Source organism: Mesorhizobium escarrei, from assembly GCF_935825525.1.
GTDB lineage: Bacteria > Pseudomonadota > Alphaproteobacteria > Rhizobiales > Rhizobiaceae > Mesorhizobium > Mesorhizobium escarrei.
The window spans coordinates 1-554 of the sequence record NZ_CAKXZT010000198.1 but is presented as its reverse complement, the minus strand read 5'-3'; the positions used below and the strand labels follow the sequence as shown (position 1 = coordinate 554).

The window sequence follows — 554 nt, the reverse complement described above, 5'->3', positions numbered from 1 at the left end:
GAGGCTGTGCTGGCCTATCTCAGCCGCTACACCCATCGCGTGGCGATCTCGAACAGCCGCCTGATCAGCGCCAATGCCGAGACTGTCACCTTCCGCTGGAAGGATTACCGGATCAAGAACGATGACCGTCACAAGGTCATGCGGCTGGCCACCGACGAGTTCATCCGCCGCTTCCTGATCCACGTGCTGCCCGACGGATTCCACCGCATCCGCCATTACGGCCTGCTGACCGCAGCAGGCCGCAAGGCCAATGTCGCAAAGATCAGGAAACTGCTCGGGGCGAAAGCCCCCTCGCAGGATGAAGCGCCAAGCGCCGAGAGCATCCCGCTCACCCTCAGAGAGCCATGCCCGCACTGCGGCGGCCCGATGCGCATCGTCGAGATGTTCCGCCGCGGCCAGCGCCCGACAACCCGCGCACCGCCACAAAAAGATGCCGCATGACGAGATGCCCGCCACATGGCCCAACGTTGAGCCCGATCTGCCCTGCATTCCGGGATAATGTCGCTTTGCGCCAGCCTTTGCCGAACATGGCAAGATCGCCGAGACACAACGGC

General features: G+C 63.5%; 1 protein-coding gene. It reads left to right on the top strand.

Annotation, left to right across the window (positions count from 1 at the left end; genetic code table 11):
- Positions 1-441 (top strand): transposase (locus tag NMG80_RS36940; RefSeq protein WP_254022700.1); only part of this gene is annotated, 441 nt, incomplete at its 5' end.
- Positions 442-554: the final 113 nt, after the last annotated feature.